19 protein-coding genes and 2 tRNA genes are annotated in these 22,389 nt (G+C 50.3%); 6 read left to right on the top strand and 15 right to left on the bottom strand.

Going from position 1 to position 22,389, the window contains the following annotated elements; translation table 11 throughout:
- Nucleotides 1-34: 34 nt before the first annotated feature.
- From wzzE to trxA, 4 genes are all read right to left on the bottom strand, one after another.
- The gene (wzzE, locus tag WBL83_RS12195; protein ID WP_424589398.1) at nucleotides 35-1,084 is read right to left on the bottom strand and encodes an ECA polysaccharide chain length modulation protein; all 1,050 of its coding nucleotides are present in this window, start codon (nucleotides 1,082-1,084) and stop codon (nucleotides 35-37) included.
- Between the two features lie 23 nt (nucleotides 1,085-1,107).
- Nucleotides 1,108-2,199 carry a UDP-N-acetylglucosamine--undecaprenyl-phosphate N-acetylglucosaminephosphotransferase gene (gene wecA / locus WBL83_RS12190; protein WP_424589397.1) on the bottom strand — a complete coding sequence of 364 codons (1,092 nt, stop codon included), beginning with the start codon at nucleotides 2,197-2,199 and terminating at the stop codon, nucleotides 1,108-1,110.
- A 253-nt stretch (nucleotides 2,200-2,452) separates the two neighbouring features.
- Entirely contained in the window at nucleotides 2,453-3,712 is a 1,260-nt protein-coding gene (gene rho, locus WBL83_RS12185) for a transcription termination factor Rho (protein ID WP_034461716.1), read from the bottom strand.
- Nucleotides 3,713-4,069: 357 nt separating this feature from the next.
- Nucleotides 4,070-4,399 carry a thioredoxin TrxA gene (gene trxA, locus WBL83_RS12180; protein ID WP_034461718.1) on the bottom strand — a complete coding sequence of 110 codons (330 nt, stop codon included), beginning with the start codon at nucleotides 4,397-4,399 and terminating at the stop codon, nucleotides 4,070-4,072.
- A 131-nt stretch (nucleotides 4,400-4,530) separates the two neighbouring features.
- Here trxA and rhlB point away from each other — a divergent pair, with 131 nt between their 5' ends.
- Together rhlB and gppA are read left to right on the top strand one after the other, a co-directional pair.
- Complete coding sequence (rhlB, locus tag WBL83_RS12175) at nucleotides 4,531-5,802, top strand: ATP-dependent RNA helicase RhlB (protein WP_139883121.1); 1,272 nt, start codon at nucleotides 4,531-4,533, stop codon at nucleotides 5,800-5,802.
- 6 nt (nucleotides 5,803-5,808) lie between these two features.
- Complete coding sequence (gppA, locus tag WBL83_RS12170) at nucleotides 5,809-7,293, top strand: guanosine-5'-triphosphate,3'-diphosphate diphosphatase (RefSeq protein WP_424589396.1); 1,485 nt, start codon at nucleotides 5,809-5,811, stop codon at nucleotides 7,291-7,293.
- A gap of 1 nt (nucleotide 7,294) precedes the next feature.
- Here the strand turns inward: gppA and rep are convergent, their stop codons facing one another.
- Nucleotides 7,295-9,316 carry a DNA helicase Rep gene (gene rep, locus WBL83_RS12165; RefSeq protein WP_424589395.1) on the bottom strand — a complete coding sequence of 674 codons (2,022 nt, stop codon included), beginning with the start codon at nucleotides 9,314-9,316 and terminating at the stop codon, nucleotides 7,295-7,297.
- Between the two features lie 80 nt (nucleotides 9,317-9,396).
- Between rep and ppiC the strand changes: the two genes are divergently transcribed.
- Nucleotides 9,397-9,678, top strand: coding sequence for a peptidylprolyl isomerase PpiC (gene ppiC, locus WBL83_RS12160; protein WP_424589394.1), 282 nt, complete (start codon nucleotides 9,397-9,399; stop codon nucleotides 9,676-9,678).
- Nucleotides 9,679-9,768: 90 nt separating this feature from the next.
- On the opposite strand, the gene ilvC is transcribed toward ppiC, so the two are convergent.
- Nucleotides 9,769-11,244: a ketol-acid reductoisomerase gene (ilvC, locus tag WBL83_RS12155; RefSeq protein WP_424589393.1), complete on the bottom strand. Its 1,476-nt coding sequence runs from the start codon at nucleotides 11,242-11,244 to the stop codon at nucleotides 9,769-9,771.
- A gap of 166 nt (nucleotides 11,245-11,410) precedes the next feature.
- Between ilvC and ilvY the strand changes: the two genes are divergently transcribed.
- Complete coding sequence (gene ilvY, locus WBL83_RS12150; protein ID WP_424589428.1) at nucleotides 11,411-12,304, top strand: HTH-type transcriptional activator IlvY; 894 nt, start codon at nucleotides 11,411-11,413, stop codon at nucleotides 12,302-12,304.
- Here ilvY and ilvA read toward each other — a convergent pair.
- From ilvA to ilvL, 6 genes are all read right to left on the bottom strand, one after another.
- A complete protein-coding gene (ilvA, locus tag WBL83_RS12145; protein ID WP_424589427.1) occupies nucleotides 12,301-13,845 on the bottom strand; it encodes a threonine ammonia-lyase, biosynthetic in 1,545 nt (514 codons plus the stop codon). The two genes, ilvY and ilvA, sit on opposite strands and share 4 nt — an antisense overlap.
- A 2-nt stretch (nucleotides 13,846-13,847) precedes the next feature.
- Entirely contained in the window at nucleotides 13,848-15,698 is a 1,851-nt protein-coding gene (gene ilvD, locus WBL83_RS12140) for a dihydroxy-acid dehydratase (protein ID WP_424589392.1), read from the bottom strand.
- A gap of 65 nt (nucleotides 15,699-15,763) precedes the next feature.
- On the bottom strand, nucleotides 15,764-16,696 hold the full coding sequence (locus WBL83_RS12135) for a branched-chain amino acid transaminase (RefSeq protein ID WP_424589391.1): 933 nt from the start codon (nucleotides 16,694-16,696) through the stop codon (nucleotides 15,764-15,766).
- A 19-nt stretch (nucleotides 16,697-16,715) separates the two neighbouring features.
- Nucleotides 16,716-16,973, bottom strand: a complete 258-nt coding sequence (ilvM, locus tag WBL83_RS12130) for an acetolactate synthase 2 small subunit (protein ID WP_424589390.1) — start codon at nucleotides 16,971-16,973, stop codon at nucleotides 16,716-16,718.
- The gene (ilvG, locus tag WBL83_RS12125; protein WP_424589389.1) at nucleotides 16,970-18,616 is read right to left on the bottom strand and encodes an acetolactate synthase 2 catalytic subunit; all 1,647 of its coding nucleotides are present in this window, start codon (nucleotides 18,614-18,616) and stop codon (nucleotides 16,970-16,972) included. The genes ilvM and ilvG overlap by 4 nt, the downstream gene beginning before the upstream one ends.
- Before the next feature lie 139 nt (nucleotides 18,617-18,755).
- Entirely contained in the window at nucleotides 18,756-18,854 is a 99-nt protein-coding gene (gene ilvL / locus WBL83_RS12120; RefSeq protein WP_072009493.1) for an ilv operon leader peptide, read from the bottom strand.
- Nucleotides 18,855-19,210: 356 nt separating this feature from the next.
- Between ilvL and WBL83_RS12115 the strand changes: the two genes are divergently transcribed.
- The gene (locus WBL83_RS12115) at nucleotides 19,211-20,731 is read left to right on the top strand and encodes a YifB family Mg chelatase-like AAA ATPase (RefSeq protein ID WP_424589388.1); all 1,521 of its coding nucleotides are present in this window, start codon (nucleotides 19,211-19,213) and stop codon (nucleotides 20,729-20,731) included.
- Between the two features lie 28 nt (nucleotides 20,732-20,759).
- Here the strand turns inward: WBL83_RS12115 and WBL83_RS12110 are convergent, their stop codons facing one another.
- The gene (locus WBL83_RS12110; RefSeq protein ID WP_424589387.1) at nucleotides 20,760-21,098 is read right to left on the bottom strand and encodes a DUF413 domain-containing protein; all 339 of its coding nucleotides are present in this window, start codon (nucleotides 21,096-21,098) and stop codon (nucleotides 20,760-20,762) included.
- Between the two features lie 119 nt (nucleotides 21,099-21,217).
- On the opposite strand from WBL83_RS12110, the gene hdfR reads away from it, so the two are divergent.
- Nucleotides 21,218-22,042 (top strand): HTH-type transcriptional regulator HdfR, encoded by an 825-nt coding sequence (hdfR, locus tag WBL83_RS12105; RefSeq protein WP_424589386.1) that lies wholly within the window; start codon nucleotides 21,218-21,220, stop codon nucleotides 22,040-22,042.
- A gap of 97 nt (nucleotides 22,043-22,139) precedes the next feature.
- Here hdfR and WBL83_RS12100 read toward each other — a convergent pair.
- Together WBL83_RS12100 and WBL83_RS12095 are read right to left on the bottom strand one after the other, a co-directional pair.
- Nucleotides 22,140-22,215: transfer RNA gene (locus WBL83_RS12100), tRNA-Trp, on the bottom strand.
- Between the two features lie 55 nt (nucleotides 22,216-22,270).
- Nucleotides 22,271-22,347: transfer RNA gene (locus tag WBL83_RS12095), tRNA-Asp, on the bottom strand.
- Nucleotides 22,348-22,389: the final 42 nt, after the last annotated feature.

The following is a 22,389-nucleotide window of genomic DNA, read 5'->3' as shown; positions in this document are numbered from 1 at the left end:
AAGCCGTCCATCGAGCTTTCACCGGGTAAGGGCGTTATAACAATTTTGGACGGCGGGCTAATGCCACACCAGCACCAATCAGGGCCCCAACCATACCCCACATGACAAGCAAGAATACCCGGCGCGGACTATCACGTTTCACAGGCTCTTCAGGGGTACGTAAATAGCGGTAGGTTTGGAAGCGAGCGTCAAGCGTCGGCCCAACATTCAGCGTCGACAGCATGGCTCGATTCTGGTCGTAGTCGATGTCATAGTTTGGACCTACTGCTTGCAGGCTTTCAAGGCGTGCTTGCAACATAGGACGTCCTAACATGAACATTTCGGAATCGGGTAACTCGTCGGCAGGAACTTCTGTTTCACTTTTAGAGATATTTTGCTGTTGAGCGATTTTCAGCGCTTGCTCAATACTGTGAACTTTGCGGTCAAAAATTGCCTTCGCGACAGCTTCCTGGCGCTTAACTTGCGCTTTCATCTGAACAGTACGAGCAGCCCAGGCCCCCGTCAGTTCTTCATTAAGATGACTTGCCGCACGCTGGCTGGCAAAAGCGACATATTGACGCAGCAGGTTGTTAGCATCCGCAGCAGTTTCAGCAATTAACTTCACGCTATCACTGGTATTACGGGTGATGTCGCCAGCTGTAAATTGAATATTATCAACCATTTCATCTAACAGCGCGGCATCAACTTTACTGTTGCCGACCTGACGTTGTTTGTAATAGTCAGTTTGCAGCCAAAAATCACGACGGGTATCGTAGGCAGACAGCTGCATGATGAATTCTTTGTAAGCTTCATCCATCACCGACGGTTGATCGACCGGCAGCATATTGGCTCTGAGGTCAAGATTGCGCAGGAATTGCTGCTGAGAATAATAACCGCCCAGCATATTCACTGTCGGGCGATCAGTTATCGCGTTAGCACTCCACTCCTGCTTAGCAAAGAAGGTATAGATTAGCGCGACAGCCGCAAACAACGCTGCCACACCTACAATCCACAACTTGCCTTGCCAAAGTGTCCGGAATAAACCACGAATGTCCAACTCGTTGTCTACCATTCCCGGGTTACTTCCTGGCACGTTTTGTTTCATCACTTCCCCAATTACATTCAGAATTAAGAAATGCTACCGCTGTTTCTACGTTGCCGACGCTTATGACGTCTTATAAAACGAGCCACTTTCCAGGCACGTTTGATGCAATAATCATATAGAACAAATGCAAGCAAGAATAATGCCAACATTACCCACTCAGGAATAGAATGAATATATTCTGCCGCGACACCAATACTCGCAAGTAACGCTGCAGCTGCTGTGATAAGCACAAAAGCCTGACGAGAAGTAAACCCTGCGCGCATGATCAAATGATGAATGTGCTGACGGTCTGGGGAGAACGGGCTCATACCTTTGCGTAACCGGCGGTACATGATGGCAATCATGTCCATTAAAGGAATGGCAATAATCCACAAGGCAGTGACTGGGCTAATTGGGTGGGTTTGACCCTGCGTGGTTTCCAGCAAGATCCAGATCACGGTAAAGCCAATGAGCGTGCTGCCCGCATCACCCATAAAGACTTTATAGCGGCGACCCAGTATCCCGAGGTTTAAAAGAATATACGGCAGAATGGCGGCAATCATTGCAAAGCACCACATTGCCAGACTCAATTGTCCGTCGAAATAAAGGATGATTCCCATTGCGGCAAAGGATACGCAAGACAGCCCACCTAGCAGACCATCAATACCATCAACCATGTTGAAAGCGTTTATTGCAGCCCAAACCGCGAACAAGGTTAAAAAATAACCGAATGGGCCAAGTACCATTTCCCAGGAACCAAAAATATACCCAAGGCTGACCAGATATAATTTTCCGACAACCATCATAACAATACCAATTAATGCCTGAATCGAGGCTCTAATTTTTACACTGATATCAAAACGGTCATCCAGAGCACCGATTAACACCAGTACCCCGGCACAGGTCAAATAGAGCCATGCATGCGGAATATAATAATTGGCAATCAGGAAGGTAAAGCAGATCCCGGCATAAACAGAAATGCCTCCAACCAAAGGAATGAGTCCCTGGTGGCGTTTGCGGAAGTTAGGTTTATCGACCAGGCCGATTCTTTTCGCCGCTTTACGAGCGAAGAAAAGAAACACGGTGGTGAATAAAAAAATACTTACCAGGTCAGTTCCAGCGGTGATTAAATTCACAGTGCAAGCTCTCTGCAAAATAAAAGGTCAAGGTGTACTCAATCAAAGTTTACCCAGTCCAATGGTTATATACATCGAATCCTTGAACAACCCGTTTATTATTTAAACAACGCTGTCCACACGTTGTTGCTAATAACTTCATGGCATCCTTTGCCACGGTTGATGCTTAACCGTGATAGTCGATTCTATATCGTATATACCACTAAAGAAAAACGCCACGACTAAGCGTGGCGTTCCCCGAGTTTTTTGTTGCTTACGAGCGCTTCATCATATCGAAGAAGTCTTCGTTGGTTTTCGTCATCGCAAGCTTATTGATGAGGAATTCCATCGCATCAATCTCACCCATTGGGTGGATGATTTTACGCAGGATCCACATTTTCTGCAGTTCTTCCTGAGTCGTCAGCAATTCTTCTTTACGCGTACCAGAACGATTATAGTCGATAGCAGGGAACACACGTTTCTCAGCGATTTTACGCGCCAGATGCAGTTCCATGTTGCCGGTACCTTTAAATTCTTCATAGATAACTTCATCCATTTTAGAACCGGTATCAACCAGAGCCGTAGCGATGATAGTCAAGCTACCACCCTCTTCCACGTTACGTGCTGCACCGAAGAAGCGTTTTGGACGATGCAGGGCGTTAGCGTCCACACCACCGGTCAACACTTTACCGGAAGCCGGTACGACGGTGTTGTAAGCACGAGCCAAACGGGTAATGGAATCGAGCAGAATGATGACGTCTTTCTTATGCTCAACCAAACGCTTCGCTTTCTCGATAACCATTTCAGCGACCTGAACGTGGCGAGAAGCTGGCTCATCAAAGGTAGAAGCAACAACTTCACCTTTAACCAGACGCTGCATCTCGGTCACTTCTTCAGGACGTTCGTCAATCAGCAGAACCATCAACACACAATCAGGGTGATTGTAGGCGATGCTTTGCGCGATGTTTTGCAGCAGCATGGTTTTACCGGCTTTCGGCGGTGCCACAATCAGGCCACGCTGGCCGCGACCGATTGGCGATGCCAGATCCAGTACACGAGCGGTTAAGTCTTCGGTAGAACCGTTACCACGTTCCATGCGTAAACGAGAGTTCGCATGCAGCGGGGTTAAGTTTTCGAACAGGATTTTGCTACGCGCGTTTTCCGGCTTGTCGTAGTTAACTTCGTTAACTTTCAACAGTGCAAAGTAACGCTCACCTTCTTTCGGCGGACGAATCTTACCGGAGATGGTATCCCCTGTGCGGAGGTTGAAACGGCGGATTTGGCTGGGAGAAACGTAGATGTCATCGGGACCGGCGAGGTAGGAGCTGTCTGCAGAGCGGAGGAAACCAAATCCGTCCTGCAATATCTCCAGTACACCGTCACCAAAGATATCTTCGCCACTCTTCGCATGTTGCTTCAGGATGGAGAAAATAATGTCCTGCTTGCGCATACGGGCTTGGTTTTCCAGCCCCATATTTTCGCCGAGAGTAATCAGCTCAGAAACCGGCGTATTCTTTAATTCGGTAAGATTCATAATGGTGGGTTCTTAAACTCGGGGTAAATCTCGAACATGTATCGTGAATGGTATGGCAGGATCATCCATGCCTGTTTAATGGCCACCACCACATGTCTTATCGCTGTCTGGTCATAGGAAAAACGCAGAACTGAAACGACACGACGGAATGGGTGATACGCCCGAAATCGATTTTGCGACCGTATGTTCACTGTAAAACAGCGTCTTAGTGAAAGTTAACTGGAAGCATTGGGTATTACAAAGATTCAAACTACAAGACAAGTTCAAAATGCAGTAAAAGTAACTTAGCATGACTGACGCCGGGCGTCCAGCAGCTCACAAAAAATTGCGAACCCGCACGCACCGGCTGAGATTCCATTATGCCAGATTAGCGTCGAGGAACTCTTTTAACTGGCCTTTAGACAGCGCACCAACTTTGGTCGCAGCCACTTCACCGTTCTTGAACAGCAACAGAGTTGGGATACCACGGATACCGTATTTCGGCGCCGTGCCCGGGTTCTGATCGATGTTCAGTTTAGCAACGGTCAGATTGCCCTGATATTCATCAGCGATTTCATCAAGAATCGGGGCGATCATCTTGCATGGACCACACCACTCCGCCCAGAAATCAACCAGAATCAACCCATCAGCTTTTAGCACGTCCGTGTCGAAACTGTCGTCAGTCAGGTGAATAATTTTATCGCTCATGTTCTACTCCGCAGGATTATGTCTACCTTGTTGGTGTAGCATTAACCAACTCAGGGTGACTTTATTTCACCCCGTTTATTTCAACGGATGTGCTTTCGTAAAGCAATAGTAAACTGATATTCTACCACACTATGAGCAAAACACATTTGACCGAACAGAAGTTTTCCGACTTCGCCCTACACCCTAAGGTGATTGAAGCCCTTGAAAACAAAGGCTTTCATAACTGCACCCCAATTCAGGCACTGGCACTACCGCTGACACTAGCGAATCGTGACGTTGCAGGGCAGGCGCAAACCGGTACTGGCAAAACGATGGCGTTTTTAACGTCAACGTTCCATTATTTACTCTCTCACCCGGTTCCAGAGAATCGCCAGGTGAACCAGCCGCGTGCCTTAATCATGGCGCCGACTCGTGAACTGGCAGTGCAAATTCACTCTGACGCAGAGCCACTTGCCCAATCGACCGGCCTGAAACTCGGCCTGGCATACGGTGGCGATGGCTACGACAAACAGCTTAAAGTACTGGAAAGCGGTGTTGATATTCTTATCGGCACAACTGGCCGTTTGATTGATTACGCCAAACAAAACCACATTAACTTAGGTGCAATTCAGGTTGTGGTGTTGGATGAAGCCGATCGTATGTACGATCTGGGCTTTATTAAAGATATCCGCTGGTTGTTCCGTCGCATGCCGCCTGTTACCCAACGTCTGAATATGCTGTTTTCCGCCACATTATCTTACCGTGTGCGTGAACTGGCGTTCGAGCAGATGAACAACGCGGAATATGTGGAAGTTGAACCGGAACAAAAAACTGGTCATCGCATCAAAGAAGAGCTGTTCTACCCTTCTAACGAAGAAAAAATGCGCCTGCTGCAGACGCTTATCGAAGAAGAGTGGCCAGATCGCGCAATCATCTTTGCTAACACCAAACACCGTTGTGAAGATATCTGGGGTCACCTTGCCGCAGATGGACATCGTGTTGGCCTGTTGACCGGTGATGTTGCACAGAAAAAACGTCTGCGCATTCTTGAAGAGTTCACCCGTGGCGATCTTGATATTCTGGTTGCAACCGATGTTGCCGCTCGCGGTTTACACATCCCGTTAGTGACTCACGTTTTCAACTACGATTTACCGGATGATTGCGAAGACTACGTTCACCGCATTGGCCGTACCGGTCGTGCAGGTGAAAGCGGGCATTCCATCAGCCTTGCCTGTGAAGATTACGCATTAAACCTGTCTGCCATTGAGACCTATATCGGCCACTCAATCCCAGTCAGTAAGTACAAAACTGAAGCACTGTTAAGCGAACTTCCTCCACCGAAGCGTCTGACTCGTGCCCGTCCGGGTAACGGTCCTCGCCGTAATGGTGGCGCCTCCCGTGGTAATCGTCGTCGCACAGGTTAAAATTTTATGCTCAGCTCCACCTCGCTGTATGCTGCAATTGATTTAGGCTCAAATAGCTTTCATATGTTGGTTGTACGTGAGGTGGCAGGGAGCATACAAACCCTTGCACGGATTAAACGGAAAGTACGCCTGGCTGCGGGTTTAAGCAGCGATAATATGCTTTCACGCGAAGCGATGGAGCGCGGGTGGCAATGCCTGCGCTTATTTGCTGAACGTCTACAAGATATTCCTCAGACGCAAATTCGTGTTGTCGCCACCGCGACACTACGCCTGGCAACCAATGCCAATGAATTCATCGAGCAGGCTGAAAAAATCCTCGGCTGTCCGGTGCAAATTATTCATGGTGAAGAAGAAGCTCGCCTTATTTATCAAGGTGTGGCTCACACGACCGGTGGCGCAGATCAACGCTTAGTGGTTGATATCGGCGGTGCCAGTACAGAACTCGTGACCGGCAGCGGTGCACAAACCACGGCTCTGTTTAGCTTGTCCATGGGTTGTGTGACCTGGCTCGAGCGCTTTTTCAGTGACCGAAATCTGGCAAAAGAAAACTTTGATGCCGCAGAATCTGCTGCAAAAGAAGTTCTCAGGCCGATTTGCGATCGCTTAAAGCATCATGGCTGGAAGGTCTGTGTCGGGGCTTCTGGCACCGTGCAAGCATTGCAAGAAATCATGATGGCGCAGGGCATGGACGAACGCATTACGCTTGTAAAACTTCAGCAATTGAAGCAAAGAGCGATTCAATGTGGGCGGCTCGAAGAGCTGGAAATTGAAGGTCTGACGCTCGAAAGAGCACTGGTGTTTCCAAGCGGCCTTGCCATCTTGATTGCAATTTTTGAAGAGCTTTCAATTAATTGCATGACTCTGGCGGGCGGTGCACTGCGTGAAGGTTTGGTTTACGGAATGCTTCATCTGTCCGTTAACCAGGAAATTCGAAGCCGAACCATACGCAATGTTCAGCGTCGTTTTATGGTTGATACCGGGCAAGCAGAGCGCGTGCAGCAGCTTGCGCATTCGCTGGCAACCCAGGTAACAGACTCCTGGAATTTAACACCGCTGAGTATCGAGATGCTCGACAGCGCGGCATTACTGCATGAAATTGGCCTGAGTGTCGATTTCAAACAAGCGCCACAACATGCCGCCTATCTGGTGAAGAATCTCGATCTTCCGGGTTATACCCCTGCGCAGAAAAAACTGCTTTCGACGCTAATGTTAAACCAGACAAACCCCGTCGATCTCTCTTCTCTCCACCAGCAAAATGCTGTTCCGCCGCGAATTGCAGAACACCTTTGTCGCCTGTTACGTCTGGCGATTATTTTTGCCAGCCGCCGCCGGGATGACATTCTGCCGGAAATCACGCTGAAAGTAGAAAGTGAAACCTTAATCCTTGAACTGCCAGAAAAGTGGCTGGAATGTCATCCACTCGGTGCAGAACTTCTGGCTCAGGAAAGCTTGTGGCAAAGCTATGTCCACTGGCCTCTGGCCATCAAATAACTCAGTTTTTACGTGCTTTTGCCAGCATCTCACGGATGTTGGCAACATTATTCTGGCCTTTATGCATCCGCTCTTCTGCCGATACCACCTTGCGTTCGGTTTCCCACTGCAAGTCATCTTGTGGCAATTCCAGTAAGAAACGACTCGGCTCCGGGCGCACCAGTTCGCCATACTGACGGCGTTCTTTGCATAGCGTAAAGGTCAGTTCTTTCTGTGCACGAGTGATCCCGACGTAAGCCAGGCGACGCTCTTCTTCGATATTATCTTCATCAATACTACTTTGATGCGGTAACAGCCCTTCTTCCATGCCCACTAAAAATACATATGGGAACTCCAGCCCTTTTGAGGCATGAAGGGTCATCAACTGAACCTGGTCGGTTTCTTCGTCGTTTTCTCCGCGTTCCATCATGTCGCGCAGCGTAAACCGCGTGACGACCTGAGTTAATGTCATCGGATCATCAATGTCCGATCCTTCCAGCATTTCCGTCATCCAGCTAAACAGCGTGTTGACGTTCTTCATGCGCATTTCAGCCGCTTTCTGGCTGGGTGAGGTTTCATACAACCAGCTTTCATAATCGATGCCGTGAATCAAATCGCGTACCGCTGCAATTGGCTCTCGCTCGGCAAGTGTTGCCACGTCGCGCAGCCAATGGGTAAAGCGCTGTAGCGACTCCAGACCACGCCCGCTAAGCGTCTGGCTAAGTCCCATGTCGAAGCTCGCACCAAACAAGCCTTTGTTACGCTGCATCGCCCATGCACCCAGTTTTTGCAGTGTAGCTGGCCCGATTTCTCGCTTCGGTGTATTCACAATACGCATGAATGCACTGTCATCATCGGGGTTGGTCAGGACGCGCAAATAGGCCAGAAGGTCTTTGATTTCTGGGCGTGAGAAAAATGATGTTCCGCCTGAGATGCGATAAGGAATTCGGTTTTGCATCAGCATCTTCTCAAACACGCGCGACTGGAAGTTCCCGCGATAGAGAATGGCATAATCTTTGTAATTGGTTTTATTGATAAAATGATGAGCAATCAGCTCGCCAGTCACGCGCTCAGCTTCATGATCTTCGCTGTTTGCCGTCACGACTTTCAGTTCTGTACCGTAACCCAACTCAGAAAACAGCCGCTTTTCAAAAACATGGGGATTATTAGCAATCAGAATGTTTGCCGCTTTCAGGATACGCCCTGAAGAACGGTAGTTCTGTTCAAGCTTAATGACCTGAAGTGCAGGGAAATCCTGGCTGAGCAGGACGAGGTTTTGTGGCCTTGCGCCGCGCCAGGAATAGATCGACTGATCATCATCCCCTACCACGGTGAATCGCGCACGCGCCCCAACCAGCAACTTCACTAATTCATACTGGCTAGTGTTGGTATCCTGATATTCATCCACCAGCAAATAGCGGATGCGGTTTTGCCAGCGTTCGCGCACTTCTTCGTTACGCTGCAAAAGCAGCGTCGGCAGCAGAATCAGATCGTCAAAATCCAGCACGTTGCAGGATTTCAGATGCGCATCATACAGGCCGTAGCAATGAGCGAAAATTCGGTCTCGCTCTCCTTTTGCCTGCGCCGCAGCCTGCGAAGGCGACATCAGATCGTTTTTCCAGTTTGAGATCGTTGAGATCAGTTGCTGCAATAAGGTCTTATCTTCCTCGAGCAAACCTTCGGTCAGCTCTTTTAGTAATGCAGTCTGGTCGGTGTCATCAAACAACGAGAAGTTGGACTTCATCCCGAGCGCCGCGTATTCGCGCTTAATGATTTCTAGCCCCAGAGTATGGAAGGTTGAGATCAGTAAACCGCGCGCTTCTTTACGCCCCAGGGTTTGAGCCACACGCTCTTTCATTTCACGCGCGGCTTTATTGGTAAAGGTTACAGCGGCGATATGCCTCGCCTGATAGCCACATTCACGGATCAAGTACGCCATTTTATTGGTGATAACACGCGTTTTACCCGAGCCCGCGCCCGCCAGGACCAGGCAGGGTCCGGTTACAAATTCGACGGCTTGTTGTTGGCCAGGGTTTAAACGCATATGGTCGCTCAGATAGGTACGAAGGGGAAAAACAGCGTGGTAGTATAGCGAGCGTAATCCATTTGACTCAAGGCACTATCATGGCAAAAACCGCGGCAGCATTGCATATCCTTGTTAAGGAAGAAAAACTCGCCCAGGAAATTCTGGCGCAGCTTCAAAATGGCGGCGACTTTGAAAAACTGGCTAAAAAACATTCCACCTGCCCGTCAGGCAAAAAAGGTGGTCACTTAGGTGAATTCCGTCAGGGCCAGATGGTTCCGGCGTTCGATAAAGTGGTGTTCTCCTGCCCGCTGCTCGAGCCAACCGGCCCGCTGCACACGCAGTTTGGTTACCACATCATCAAAGTGTTATACCGGAAATAAAAGCATCCCCTTCTCAGAACGAGAAGGGGATTGGTGTTTGCACCCTCTCCCCGAGGGAGAGGGTCGGGGTGAGGGTATCAGACGACTTTGTTACCCTGCTACTGCGATACGCTTCATATCTTTCATGTAACCACGCAGTTTCTTGCCAACCGTTTCGATTTCATGATTGCGAATCGCTTCGTTTACATCACGCAGTTGCGCGTTATCAACCGCACCCGCTGAGATTTCTTTGCCCAAATCACCTGCCTGCAGCGTCGTCATGAACTCTTTCAGCAATGGAACAGCAGCATAAGAGAACAGGTAGTTACCGTACTCAGCAGTATCGGAAATAACGACGTTCATTTCATACAGACGCTTACGGGCGATGGTGTTCGCAATCAGCGGCAGCTCGTGCAAAGATTCGTAGTAAGCAGACTCTTCGATGATGCCTGCATCCACCATGGTTTCGAATGCCAGCTCAACGCCCGCTTTCACCATCGCAATCATCAGCACGCCTTTATCGAAGTATTCCTGCTCAGAGATTTTGCCATCAAACTGTGCAGCCGTTTCGAACGCGGTTTTGCCGGTCTCTTCACGCCAGGTCAGCAGGTTCTTATCGTCATTAGCCCAGTCAGCCATCATGCCGGAAGAGAATTCACCGGAGATGATGTCGTCCATGTGTTTCTGGAACAGTGGAGCCATGATGGTTTTCAGTTGCTCGGACAGCGCATAAGCACGGACTTTCGCTGGATTGGACAGGCGGTCCATCATCAGCGTAATACCACCTTGCTTCAGGGCTTCGGTGATGGTTTCCCAGCCGAACTGAATCAGTTTTTCTGCGTATGCAGGGTCAGTACCTTCTTCCACCAGCTTATCGAAGCACAGCAGAGACCCCGCTTGCAGCATACCGCACAGGATCGTTTGCTCGCCCATCAGGTCTGATTTCACTTCAGCAACGAAGGAAGATTCCAGAACACCTGCACGGTGACCACCCGTTGCCGCAGCCCATGCTTTAGCAATGGCCATGCCTTCGCCTTTCGGATCGTTTTCCGGGTGAACCGCAATCAGCGTTGGTACACCGAAACCACGTTTGTATTCTTCGCGAACTTCAGTACCCGGGCATTTTGGAGCAACCATCACTACAGTGATGTCTTTACGGATTTGCTCGCCGACTTCAACCACGTTGAAACCGTGGGAGTAACCCAGTGCTGCGCCATCTTTCATCATTGGCTGAACAGCCTGAACCACTGCGGAGTGCTGCTTGTCTGGCGTCAGGTTAACAACCAGGTCTGCCTGCGGGATCAGTTCTTCGTAAGTGCCAACTTTAAAACCGTTTTCTGTCGCTTTACGCCAGGATGCGCGTTTCTCAGCGATAGCTTCTGCACGCAGCGCATAAGCCACGTCCAGACCGGAGTCACGCATGTTCAGACCCTGGTTCAGGCCCTGCGCGCCACAGCCGACGATGACGACTTTTTTGCCTTTGAGGTAGCTTGCTTCATCGGCGAATTCTGCACGCGCCATGAAACGACATTTACCCAGTTGCGCCAACTGCTGACGCAGGTTCAAAGTGTTGAAATAATTAGCCATCGTGGTGGTACTCCGTAATTGTCGTGTTGTGCTTTTGTAAGGTTCGCCAGCCGTGTCGTGCTTGCGATAATGAACTCACTATATGACAGGAAATGCGTTGCTGAAATTGATATATTAACAACGTGACGTTGCAATTTTTGCAACGTGAAAACGAGAGCTGATGACCATGGATTTACGCGATCTAAAAACGTTTCTCCACCTTGCTGAAAGCCGCCATTTCGGCAGGAGTGCACGTGCAATGCACGTTAGCCCCTCGACGCTTTCGCGCCAGATCCAGCGTCTTGAAGACGATCTTGGCCAGCCACTGTTTTTACGTGATAACCGCAACGTTACGTTGACCGAAGCCGGAGAGCAGCTCAAACAGTTCGCCCAACATACGCTTTTGCAGTATCAGCAAATGCGCCACACCATCGGGCAGGAAGGGCCGTCGCTCACCGGCGAGTTACATCTTTTTTGCTCCGTCACCGCCGCGTACAGTCACTTACCACCCATTCTCGATAGATTCCGTGCTGAGCATCCAAATGTGGAGATAAAGCTGACCACGGGTGATGCCGCCGATGCCGTAGAGAAAGTAGATTCTGACGAGGCTGATATCGCCATTGCAGGTAAACCAGAGTCATTACCGCCAGGTGTGGCCTTTTCGATTCTGGATAATTTATCCGTCGCCCTTATCGCACCAGCGCTGCCTTGCCCGGTTCGCGCACAGGTCAATCAGCCTGATCCGGATTGGGCAAAAGTGCCGTTTATACTGCCTGACCAGGGCCCCGTTCGCCGGCGCATTGAGTTATGGTTCCGTCGGCAAAAAATCAGCAATCCCTTTATTTATGCAACGGTTGCGGGGCATGAAGCGATGGTCTCGATGGTTGCTCTGGGCTGTGGGGTGGCACTGATCCCTGAAATTGTGCTGGATAATAGCCCAGAGCCTGTGCGTAACCGCGTGCAGATACTGGAACGCAACGATGAAACCACCCCGTTCGAACTTGGCGTTTGCGTACAAAAAAAGCGGCTCAATGAGCCGCTTGTGAATGCGTTCTGGAAGTTACTGCCCGGTAGCCATTAACCCGCCAGGAAGAAACGGAATGCCGGATTGTTTGTCTCGTCGTGGCAGTCGTAACCGAGTTCATTGAGTCGGGTTTCAAAGTCCGGTTCGTTATCGCCCAGTTCGAATGCGGCAAGTACCCGGCCATAATCCGTACCGTGGCTACGGTAGTGGAACAGCGAGATATTCCAGTGCGTGCCCAGTGTTTGCAGAAATTTAAGCAAAGCACCTGGTGACTCCGGGAATTCGAAACTGTACAACCGCTCGCGCAATGGCTTAGACGGACGCCCGCCCACCATGTAACGCACGTGCAGTTTCGCCATTTCGTCATCAGATAAATCGACAACGCCGTAACCGCCTTCATTAAGCAGTTCGATAATTTCGCGCCGCTCTTCCACGCCACGCGTCAGCCGGACACCCACGAAAATGCACGCTTCCGATGAACTGGAAAAGCGATAGTTAAATTCGGTAACCGAGCGACCACCCAGCACCTGACAGAATTTCAGAAAGCTGCCTTTCTGCTCAGGAATCGTGACCGCCAGCAGTGCTTCACGCTGTTCGCCCAGCTCGCAACGTTCAGAAACGTAACGCAGGCCGTGGAAATTGACGTTCGCACCTGAAAGTACATGCGCCAGGCGTTCGCCACGAATCTGATGTTGCTGGATGTATTTCTTCATCCCCGCCAGCGCCAGAGCACCGGACGGTTCAGCAACGGCACGAACATCTTCGAACAAATCTTTCATCGCCGCGCAAATCGCATCGCTATCGACGGTAATGATGTCATCGAGATATTCCTGGCACAGACGGAAGGTTTCATCGCCAATGCGCTTCACCGCCACGCCTTCAGCAAACAAACCGACGCGCGCCAGGTCAACCGGCTTACCAGCATCCAACGCCGCTTTCAGACACGCAGAGTCTTCCGCTTCAACGGCAATCACTTTGATTTGTGGCATCAATTGCTTGATCAACACCGCAACGCCTGCTGCCAGGCCACCACCGCCAACCGGTACGAACACGCGGTCAATATGCGCATCTTGTTGCAGCAGTTCCAGCGCCAGTGTGCCTTGCCCGGCGATCACTGCCGGATGGTCGAACGGAGGAACGTAAGTGAAACCCTGTTGCTGCGAAAGTTCGATTGCCCGCGCTTTCGCTTCATCGAAGTTCGCGCCGTGCAGCAGCACTTCGCCACCAAACGCTCTGACTGCATCCACTTTGATGTCAGCGGTAGAAACCGGCATGACGATCAAAGACTTGATGCCCAAACGCGTTGAGGAAAGCGCCACGCCCTGAGCGTGATTGCCAGCCGAAGCCGTAATCACGCCACTGGCTTTCTGCTCGCTGTTCAGCCCGGCAATCATGGAGTACGCGCCACGCAGCTTAAAGCTGTGTACTGGCTGACGGTCTTCACGCTTCACCAGAATGACGTTATCCAGACGTGATGACAGCTTCTCCATCTTTTGCAATGGAGTAACTTGCGCGACTTCGTACACCGGCGCACGTAGCACGGCGCGGAGATATTCCGCCCCGCAAGGGGCGTCAGGTAGCGGTTGTGACTCGGCCATCATTAGCCTCCAAGCTTACTTTTATCGCGCACTGCACCTTTATCGGCACTGGTGGCAAGCATTGCGTAAGCGCGCAGAGCGAAGGAAACCTGGCGTTCACGGTTACGAGGAGTCCAGGCTTTATCACCGCGAGCTTCCTGCGCTTCACGACGCGCCGCCATTTCCTGATCGCTCAATTGCAACTGGATTCCGCGGTTCGGGATATCGATGGCAATCATGTCGCCGTCTTCAATCAACGCGATGTTGCCACCGCTTGCCGCTTCTGGAGAAACGTGGCCGATTGAGAGACCGGAAGTACCGCCGGAGAAACGTCCGTCCGTCACCAAAGCACATGCTTTGCCCAGTCCCATCGATTTCAGGAAGGTGGTTGGATAGAGCATTTCTTGCATGCCCGGCCCGCCTTTTGGCCCTTCGTAACGAATAACGACCACGTCGCCTGCGACAACTTTTCCACCCAGAATAGCTTCAACCGCGTCATCCTGGCTTTCGTAGACTTTCGCAGGACCACGGAACACCAGGCTTTCGTCATCGACACCCGCCGTTTTTACGATACAGCCGTTTTCTGCGAAGTTACCGTACAGAACAGCCAAACCACCTTCCTGGCTGTAAGCATTTTCTTTCGAACGGATACAACCGTTTTGGCGGTCAACGTCCAGAGAATCCCAGCGGCAGGATTGCGAGAATGCTTTCGTGGTGCGGATACCCGCCGGGCCTGCGGAGAACATGCTTTTCACGCTTTCGTCTTTGGTCAGCATGACGTCGTACTGTTCCAGAGTTTGGGTCAGGTTCAGACCCAGCACGTTTTTCACATTGCGATGCAACAAGCCACCGCGATCAAGTTCACCGAGGATACCGATAACGCCACCCGCACGGTGCACGTCTTCCATATGGTATTTCTGGGTGCTTGGCGCGACTTTACACAACTGCGGTACTTTGCGTGAAAGCTGGTCGATATCGGTCATGGTGAAATCGAGTTCTGCTTCCTGAGCTGCTGCCAGTAAGTGCAGAACGGTATTGGTTGAGCCGCCCATCGCGACATCCAGCGTCATAGCGTTCTCAAAGGCTTCTTTGCTGGCGATGCTACGTGGCAATGCACTTTCGTCATCCTGCTCGTAATAACGTTTGGTCAGAGCAACAATGCGCTTACCGGCATTGAGGAACAGCTCTTTACGGTCAGAGTGGGTTGCCAGCAGAGAGCCGTTGCCCGGCTGAGATAGGCCCAGTGCTTCGGTCAGGCAGTTCATTGAGTTGGCAGTGAACATGCCGGAACAAGAGCCGCAAGTTGGACAGGCGGAACGTTCAACCTGCTCGCTTTGCTCGTCGCTAACCTTCGGATCGGCTCCCTGAATCATCGCATCAACCAAATCCAGTTTAATGATTTGGTCGGACAGTTTGGTTTTCCCGGCTTCCATCGGGCCGCCAGAAACAAAAATGACCGGAATGTTCAGGCGCAAAGAAGCCATTAACATCCCTGGGGTGATTTTGTCGCAGTTGGAGATACACACCATGGCATCGGCACAGTGCGCATTCACCATGTACTCCACGGAATCGGCAATCAGTTCGCGCGATGGCAGAGAATAAAGCATGCCACCGTGGCCCATGGCGATACCGTCATCCACGGCAATGGTGTTGAATTCTTTAGCCACGCCGCCGGAGGCTTCAATTTGTTCGGCAACCAGTTTGCCCAAATCGCGCAGGTGAACGTGGCCTGGTACGAATTGGGTAAAGGAGTTCACTACCGCAATAATTGGCTTGCCGAAATCGTCATCGGTCATCCCAGTTGCGCGCCACAGAGCGCGGGCACCCGCCATATTACGGCCGTGGGTCGTGGTGGCTGAACGGTACTTAGGCATGCTATTTACTCCCGTCTGTCTGAGAGCGGACGGTCTATCGCCATCCGCTTGATTATCATTTTTTTTTACTGCGGGTTTACTGGATCTAACCAGCCCCATTTGTCTTCAGTTTCACCGGTAAACAGGCCAAAGAATGCATGCTGAATGCGTTTGGTGACCGGGCCACAACGGCCTTCGCCCACCTGAATACGGTCAACGCTACGAACTGGTGTGATTTCTGCTGCGGTTCCTGACATAAACACTTCGTCTGCCAGGTAGAGTGATTCACGAGAAAGTACCTGCTCGCGCACTTCGATACCCATATCTTTTGCCAGCGTGATGATGGCGTCGCGGGTAATGCCTGGTAGAGCAGAAGAGGTGAACGGAGGGGTAAACAGGATGCCGTCTTTGACTTCAAAGAGGTTTTCACCCGCACCTTCAGAAAGATAGCCATTCACGTCAAGCGCGATCCCTTCCTGATAACCATGGCGGCGTGCTTCACTGCCAACCAGCAACGAAGAAAGATAGTTACCGCCTGCTTTTGCCGCAGTAGGAATGGTGTTTGGCGCCACACGGTTCCATGAGGAAACCATCGCGTCGATCCCTTGATCCAGCGCTTCTGCGCCGAGATATGCACCCCATGGGAAGGCTGCGATGATCACATCAGTGGTGTATCCGTCTGGTGGGTTTACGCCCATCCCTACATCACCAACAAACACTAATGGGCGAATGTACGCGCTGGTCAGATTGTTTTTGCGAATAACCGCGCGGCAAGCTTCCATCAGCTCATCAACACTTTGCGATACAGGGAAACGATAGATTTTTGCTGAATCACGCAAACGCTGCATGTGTTCACGATGACGGAACACCACTGGACCAATGTGAGACTCGTAGCAACGGACGCCTTCGAAGACCGATGTGCCGTAATGCAGCGCATGGGACATGACATGGACCTTTGCCTCGCCCCATGGCGTCATCTCACCATTGAACCAAATGTAATCAGCTTTCTTCGTTGTCATTATTCTCTTCCTTCTGCGCTCAGGCGCGGATTTGTTGTGTTGTTTGTTGCTGGATTTCGACGCGACCAACGTCCACCAGTTTGCTTAATTGACTAAACAGTAATTCGACTGGGCGCAGGCTGGCAACGGTCAATTCAATATTAATATCCTCGGAAGTCCCCAGCGTGACCATGTTCATAGAACAAACCTGAAAACCGCGATGGCGAACCACGCGTAGCACACGCTCCAGAGTCTCTGGGCGAAAACGGGCCGTTACTGCCAGCTGATGTTGCATCATGATAATTTCTCCAGCATTTGTGAGTTACTGGCACCGGGTGGTACCAACGGCCAGACGTTTTCGTACTCATCAATTGAGACGTGAAGCATGTACGGACCCTCGCTATTCAGCATGGTGTCGATAGCGGCTTCAACCTGGTCTTTGCGAGTTATGTGTTGGCCTGGGATACCGAAGGCACTGGCCAGTGTGAGGAAATCGGGGTTATCGGAGAGATTGGTTTCACTGTAGCGTTCGGAGAAAAACATTTGCTGCCACTGTCGAACCATTCCTAAACGCTGGTTATCCAGTAAAACGATTTTCAACGGTAATTGTTTTCGTTTTACGGTGCCCAACTCCTGCACGTTCATCATGAAAGAGCCGTCACCCGAGATACAGATAACGGTATCGTTCGGCCTGGCCACTTGCGCGCCTACTGCGGCGGGCAACCCAAAGCCCATCGTTCCTAAGCCGCTCGACGTGATGAAATTTTCCGGTCGCGAGAAGGACATGTGTTGAGCCGTCCACATTTGATGCTGGCCCACATCAGTGGTTACCACGCATTCTTGCGACTTACGATCGGAGATTTGCTTAAGCAGCAACGGAGCAAAAATAGCTTCGCCAGGATGGTCGTAACGCCACAGATTTTCAGCGCGTAAAGTGGCAACTTCCTGCTGCCACTCTGCGATGTCTAAAGGCTGTTGCAGAGCCTGCAATAACTGAGTCAGATCGCCCTGCAATCCGACATGCGCCTGGCGCAGTTTGCTCAACTCTGCCGGGTCGATATCCATATGAATAACTTTAGCGTGCGGGGCAAAGGTATTCAGCTTGCCGGTTACGCGGTCGTCAAAACGCGCGCCAACTGCAATCAGCAAGTCACACGCTTGTACTGCAAGGTTCGCCGCTATGGTGCCGTGCATACCTAACATGCCGGTATAAAATGGATGCTCTGCTGGAACCGCACCCAGACCTTTCAGCGTGACGGTGGAAGGCATATTGGTGACGGCAATAAATTCACGCAATGCAGGCACAGCCTGAGCCATACCCACGCCCCCTCCAACATACAGCATCGGTTTGCGAGCATGGGCAATCAATTCGAAGGCCTGGCTGAGCTCAGCGCGTGGTATTTCAAAATCATCTTCAACCGTTGATAACCAGGGTTCCAGGTCGCCTTGTGCGAGTTGAATGTCTTTTGGAATATCAACCAGAACGGGACCTGGACGACCGGAGTTGGCTATTTCAAATGCTTCAGCGAGAACGCGGGGCAAATCATCAAATGATTCAACGAGGAAACTATGTTTAGTGCAGGCGAGGGACAATCCTAAAACGTCGACTTCCTGGAAAGCGTCAGTGCCGATGAACGGGGCAGCAACCTGGCCGGTGATAGCAACGATGGGAACGGAATCTAACAGTGCATCAGCAAGGCCGGTGATTAAGTTGGTCGCCCCCGGGCCGGAAGTGGCGATGCAAACGCCTGTTTTTCCAGTAGAACGAGCATAGCCAATGGCTGCGATGGCTGCGCCTTGTTCGTGGCGGCAAAGTAAATGTTCTACACCCCCGTCATATAACGCATCGTAGACGGGCATGATTGCGCCACCCGGATAGCCGAAAACAGTCTCTACACCTTGCGCTCGCAACGCATGTACAACCCACTGTGCACCATTCATAGTTCGTTCCCCGTCTCATTATCGGAGAAACAGAATTTTATTCTGTAACGCATCATCTGTTGCTCTCCGAATTTCTTTGCCCAACAAAAAACCCCCGGACCTTTCGGTGCGGGGGTTCTTTTCGATTCAGGCTTGATTTTTAAGCCTTTCTTTCTCCAAGTGCAGCCCCGCACGGTGGGATAATAATCACCACCACGCTAATCACAACTAGGCTAATCACTTGTAGAAGGGCTTTCATATTTGTATGTTCTGACAACTTGTTCGAAGTAATGCCTACAGAGTTATCACAGGGTCCGGTTGATGCACAAGATTTTTTTATGGTAAGTGAAAGCCTTTAAAAACCCACTTACGGAAAACTTATTTGTTTTCAGCAGATAAGAAGAAAGTGAAAATAATTCACGCAGAGCGAACTCTTATTACTTTTCCCGAAAAACTCACACAAAATAAATCTTTTGCGAGACAGTTCGCAGAATAATTTTCAAATAAAGAAGTCTCGACCAAAAGTCTGGAAGGCTTTTCGAGGATTCGCATTTCACCGCTTTTGACAACTTCTGCCAGCTGTCAGGATGAAAATTCATCCCAGAGGAATCAACTATGTCACTGGCAGTTGTTAATACAAGGGCAGCTTTAGGTATCGCCGCGCCACTGGTCACCGTCGAAGTTCATATAAGCCAGGGATTGCCAGGCTTAACTCTGGTGGGCTTACCGGAAACGACCGTTCGTGAAGCTCGGGACCGGGTACGGAGTGCCATCATCAATAGTGGCTACGATTTTCCGGCCCGCAAGATAACCATCAATCTCGCGCCAGCGGATCTTCCCAAAGATGGAGGGAGATATGACTTACCCATCGCGCTAGCGTTACTGGCAGCTTCTGAGCAACTCTCCGCCGATAAGTTGAGTCAATATGAGTTCGTGGGTGAACTGGCGCTTACCGGTGCGTTACGTGGCGTTCCAGGCGCCATTTCATCTGCTATGGAGGCTTTAAAGTCAGGAAAAAAGATTGTTGTTGCAAATGAAAACGCTGCAGAACTTGGCTTAATTGAACAAACAGGTTGCCTTACTGCAAATCATCTCACCGAGGTGTGCGCATTTCTGGAAGGGAAAGGTGAATTGTCGGCCCCACAAAAACTTGAACCGCAGCAGATGGAGCATCGACAAGATCTTAATGAAATCTTTGGCCAATCCCAGGGGAAGCGAGCGCTGGAAATCACCGCCGCTGGCGGACATAACCTATTGCTCATTGGTCCGCCCGGTACCGGTAAAACGATGTTAGTTAGTCGCCTGACAACGCTGCTACCGCCGTTAAGCGACAGTGAAGCATTGGAGAGTGCGGCGATTATCAGTCTGGTCAATCCACACATGCTGCAGCAACAATGGCGTCAGCGTCCTTTCAGGGCTCCTCATCACAGCGCCTCATTGACTGCAATGGTTGGTGGAGGTGCGATTCCCCGGCCCGGTGAAATATCGTTGGCACATAACGGAGTTCTATTTCTTGATGAACTGCCGGAATTTGAGCGCAGAGTGCTTGATGCATTACGTGAACCAATAGAATCTGGGGAGATTCACATCTCTCGAACTCGGGCCAAAATCAGTTATCCCGCCAATTTCCAGTTGCTTGCTGCGATGAATCCCAGCCCGACAGGACATTACCAGGGAAAGCATAATCGTTGCACCCCGGAGCAGACGTTACGCTATCTCAGCCGGCTGTCAGGACCTTTTCTCGACCGCTTTGATCTGTCGGTCGAGATACCTTTGCCGCCATCCGGCATGCTAAGTAATCCCGTTCTGAGCAGTGAATGTAGTGCTGTTGTAAGAGCGCGAGTGATCGCCACGCAGCAGCGGCAATATATTCGCCAGCAAAAGCTCAACGCGAGATTGGATAATCATGAGATTCGCAAACATTGTTCCATTGAGCACACTGATGCTATCTGGCTGGAAGAGACGCTGCTGAAGCTGGGATTATCAGTTCGCGCGTGGCATCGATTATTAAAAGTTGCACGAACGATTGCGGATATTCAGGAGTGCGAGAAGATAAAGCGGGAACATCTTTTAGAAGCGCTAAGCTATCGTGCAATCGACCGATTGCTGATTCACTTACAGCAGCTTATGGGATAAAAAAATGGGGCCTAAGCCCCATTATTCTTTAGTCATCACTTTCGGTGTAGTCTTCTACCGTGTCCGCCTGTGGTTTGCCACCGGAGAGGGTATGGAAACGCTTAGGACGCTTGATACGCGTCATATACTTACTCCACACACGTTCAGCTTCTGTCACTGGTTCACGTTCGCCACGGCACACAGCTACAAACAGAACTTCTTCTTCGGTACCAGGTTCACGCTTGCCAAGATCCAACTCATTGAACGCATAACCATGACGCTCTAACAGCTGGGCTTCTTTGATGGTGAAATCACCATGGCGAGCGAACCCGCGCGGATAATGTTTATTGTCGAAAAACCGATTAGTCGTCGTAAAGCTTTCCGCCATCCTGCACGCTCCTAATTCTCTTGGTCTAGCTATTTATGGCGCGGAGTATTAGTTACGCTTGACAGAGCGTCAAACAAAACATTTAAATCATAACGACAAATTTTTTTTGGGAGTGGGTTGTGGATACTGAATTACTAAAAACATTCCTCGAAGTGAGCAGAACTCGGCATTTTGGACGAGCTGCAGAGGCTCTTTATCTAACACAATCAGCTGTTAGCTTCAGAATTCGCCAATTAGAGAATCAGCTTGGGGTAAATCTTTTTACTCGCCATCGTAATAATATTCGTCTGACTACGGCGGGTGAACGTTTACTGCCCTATGCAGAAAACCTCATGAATATTTGGCTTGCTGCCAAGAAAGAGGTTTCCCACACGTCTCAGCACAATGAACTCACAATCGGTGCCAGCGCCTCTCTTTGGGAATGCATGCTCTCAGAGTGGCTGGTGACGCTCTATCAACAGCATAAAGACATGCAATTTGAAGCGCGTATTTCCCAGCGGCAGTCGTTAGTGAAACAGCTACATGAGCGGCAACTTGATCTGTTGATCACCACTGAATCACCCAAAATGGACGAATTTTCTAGCCAGTTATTGGGACATTTCAACCTGGCGCTATTTTCTGCCTCTGCGCAAAACTCTAAAGAAGGGCTAACTTATTTACGTCTGGAATGGGGGCCTGATTTCCAACAGCACGAAATGGGGCTCATTAATAACGATGATATTCCCGTTTTGACGACCAGCTCAGCTCAAATCGCTTATAAGCTTTTACCACAGCTCAATGGATGTTCATTTTTACCTGTGGAATGGGCTAAAGATCGCCCAGGAATTTATCAGGTACCAGATACGGCGACGCTTTCGCGGCCACTGTATGCCATCTGGTTACAAAATAGCGATAAACAAAGCATTATCAAAGAGTTATTAAAGACACCACTCATGGCGCAGTAATGCGCTTTTGTCTTTTTTTGGGAGGGAGTGAAGGGTTTGGAAGGGTTTTGAGAAATTTAGACAAAAAAAATCCTTTGCCGAAGCAAAGGATTATATATGGCAGGGGCGGAGAGACTCGAACTCGCGACACCCGGTTTTGGAGACCGGTGCTCTACCAACTGAGCTACGCCCCTAAATAACGCTTATTATTAAGCCTGCTAATTTAGCAGGCATAATATTTTTAATAAGTGGCGGAACGGACGGGACTCGAACCCGCGACCCCCTGCGTGACAGGCAGGTATTCTAACCGACTGAACTACCGCTCCACCGAATTTCTTTTCTTACTACCACCAGATGTCACACTTCTG

The sequence above is a fragment of the Buttiauxella sp. genome (assembly GCF_049686335.1).
In the GTDB taxonomy this organism is placed as follows: Bacteria; Pseudomonadota; Gammaproteobacteria; order Enterobacterales; family Enterobacteriaceae; genus Buttiauxella.
This window is presented reverse-complemented; position numbering and strand designations above follow the sequence as displayed.